Genomic DNA, 2,712 nt, shown 5'->3' with positions numbered 1-2,712 from the left:
ACCGGATGCCCGCACAACGCCAAGAACACCACCGAACGTAACTACCTGTATCTCGCGGAAAAAGCTGGGGCACAGACTCATCCCATGACAACGGTCGTCGATGTGCGCGAGTCAGAGGGCGGCGGGTATGAAGTCGAAACCGTTCGTAGCGGACGGTGGGTGCGCAGGCAACGCCGGATATGGCGGGCCGATCAGGTTGTGTTTTCCGCCGCCGCGATCGGCACGCAAAATCTGCTGCACCGACTACGAGCCAGCGGTTCGCTACCGCACATATCGCCACGGCTCGGTGAATTGGCGCGAACCAACTCGGAGGCTGCTCTGATGGCCATCTCCCGCTCGCGAACCGACATGGCCCAAGGCATCGCCGGGACGTCATCGATTCACCCGGATGCGAACACCCACATCGAGGCCTTCCGCGGCGGCAAGGGCAGCAACGCGATGGCACTGCTCAACACAACCCTGGTGGACGGCGACAAGCACCGCCTGGCCAAATGGGCGTTGATCAACCTGCGCCACCCAGCTGCGTTCGTCCGGACCTTTAACGTCCACAGGGCCAGCGAGCGGGGTCTGCTCCTGCTTGTTATGCAAGATCTCGACAACTCGCTCACTACCTATCTCAAGCGCGGCCTTCTCGGCACCAAGATGACCTCCCGCCAGGGCAAGGGCGAGCCCAACCCCAACTGGATTCCGATCGCAAATGAGGTCGCCCGGCGCGCTGCCGACAAGCTCGACGGCGATCCGCGTGGCCTGTACACCGACATCTTCAACATTCCGACCACGGCGCATTTCATCGGTGGCTGCCCCATCGGGGACTCACCCGCGTCCGGCGTCATCGACCCATATCAACGGCTGTACGGGCATCCGGGCTTGCATGTGATTGATGGTTCCGCTATTTCGGCGAACCTCGGCGCAAACCCCGCCCTCACCATCACCGCGCAGTCGGAACGGGCGGTCGCGCTCTGGCCAAACAAGGGCGAACCTGACCCGCGTCCTCCACTCGGCTCCACCTATCAGCGGATTTCGCCGGTCCGGCCGCGCAATCCGATCGTGCCCGAAAGCGCACCGGCGGCTCTTCGCCTATCAGCGATCTAACTCAGCCTGCGCGGATCACAGCCGCTCAGCGGAAGTCTCGGCGGCGGGAGTCGTGCTGCAGGTAACCTGCACCCATGAGGTGGGCATGAACGATCCGCGTCGGTCCGAGCAGACGCGTTCAGCTCAAGAGGGGACCGAACAAACCCAGCGAATACGTCAGCCTTATCCGCCGTACGCCGACCCGGCATACAGCGGACAGTCGTTCTATCCGCCCCCGCACTACCCGGGCACAGCGCCCAATTCGAACGCAACCCACCCGACCGAGCAACTCCCGCGGTACTGGACGCACGGTCAACCTCAGGCGGATCAACCGCCGGAAGAACCCACGCCTGGCAGGGCGAAGGCACCGCGCTGGCTGTGGATCGTCACTGGTGCTGCGGTGCTGCTGGTCGCCGCCCTGGTCATCGCCCTGGTGATCGCCAACGGCACGGCGAGGAAGCAAACCGAGGTGCCCCCGTTGCCGGCGATGCCCAGTTCACCAAACGCGGCGTCGACCACATCCACCTCGCCGTCGTCGTCCGCCAGCGCATCCGCGCCGAGCAGCACCGAATCCGCTCCGCCCGCCGCTGCGGGCGCGACACAGACCGTCGGCTACAACGTCACCGGCGAAGGCCGCGCCATCAGCATCACCTATGTGGACAACGACGGGTTGATGCAGACCGAATTCAACGTCGTGTTGCCGTGGAGCAAGGAAGTCACCCTGGCTGCGTCGAGCAGCGCCAAAGCCAGTATCACGATCATCAATATCGGCCACGACGTCACCTGCACGCTGACCGTGGACGGCGTCGAGGTCAACGAGCGCACCGGCGTTGGTCTGACGGTCTGCAACGGGTCGAGCTGAACGCGTCAAACCCCGGTCGGCGTGAGGCTTCGGCTCGGGGCGCGCACCATCAGCAAGCCCAGCAACCCGGCGCCCATGACCAGACACAGCCCTCCCATGCCGGCGCGGACGGCGCCGAACACGTCGACGAAAACCGAAAACAGCCAGGGCGCCAAGAACGACACCGCACGCCCGGTCATCGTGTAAAGGCCGAAGGCCACGCCTTCCTTACCGTCTCTGGACATCCTCAGCAGCAGCGTGCGCGCCGACGACTGCGCGGGCCCGATGAACAGGCCCAGCAGCAGTCCGCAGAGCCAGAATGCGCCGGGACCGGACAACGCCATCATCGTCAGACACACCGCGATGATGCTGGCGAGCGATGCGACGATCACCGTCTTGGATCCGATCCGATCATCGACCAGCCCGCCGACCACCGCGCCAAGCGCCGCCACCACGCTCGCGGCAACCCCGAATATCAGCACATCGGCCGGTGAGATCCCATAAACGTTGACACCGAGCACGCCGCCGAAGGTCAACACGCCAGCCAGCCCATCCCGAAACACCGCGCTGGCCAGCACGAAATACACCAAGTTGCGATCCCGGCGCCATTCGGCGGCCAGCTCATTCCACAACTTGCGGTAACCACCGATCAAGCCGCCCTCGGGCTGGGCGACCTCACCCGCCGAAGGCAGCCGGCGTGCGGTTAGCAGCAGCGGCAGCGCACACACCGCTAACCATCCTGCGGCAACCAGCATCGCCGTCCGAACGTTCATGCCGTCGCCAGCAGACAGCTGCAGCAA

At 64.8% G+C, this 2,712-nt stretch carries 3 protein-coding genes; 2 read left to right on the top strand and 1 reads right to left on the bottom strand.

The window, feature by feature from the left end; genetic code table 11:
- Window positions 1-1,092: GMC oxidoreductase (locus tag WBF82_RS00015; RefSeq protein ID WP_424381069.1), on the top strand; the 1,092-nt coding region annotated here is incomplete at its 5' end.
- An 85-nt stretch (window positions 1,093-1,177) separates the two neighbouring features.
- On the top strand, window positions 1,178-1,933 hold the full coding sequence (locus tag WBF82_RS00010; RefSeq protein ID WP_424381068.1) for an MmpS family transport accessory protein: 756 nt from the start codon (window positions 1,178-1,180) through the stop codon (window positions 1,931-1,933).
- A 5-nt stretch (window positions 1,934-1,938) separates the two neighbouring features.
- Here the strand turns inward: WBF82_RS00010 and WBF82_RS00005 are convergent.
- Window positions 1,939-2,712 (bottom strand): MFS transporter (locus WBF82_RS00005; RefSeq protein WP_424381067.1); only part of this gene is annotated, 774 nt, incomplete at its 5' end.

The organism is Mycobacterium sp. (genome assembly GCF_049673265.1).
Taxonomy (GTDB): domain Bacteria; phylum Actinomycetota; class Actinomycetes; order Mycobacteriales; family Mycobacteriaceae; genus Mycobacterium.
The sequence above is the reverse complement of the archived record's forward strand: the minus strand, read 5'-3'. Positions and strand labels throughout refer to the sequence as shown.

What these genes read in the sequence shown, in the direction of transcription:
- WBF82_RS00010 (WP_424381068.1), top strand. Translation starts at nt 1,178, where the DNA reads ATGAACGATCCGCGTCGGTCCGAGCAGACGCGTTCAGCTCAAGAGGGG.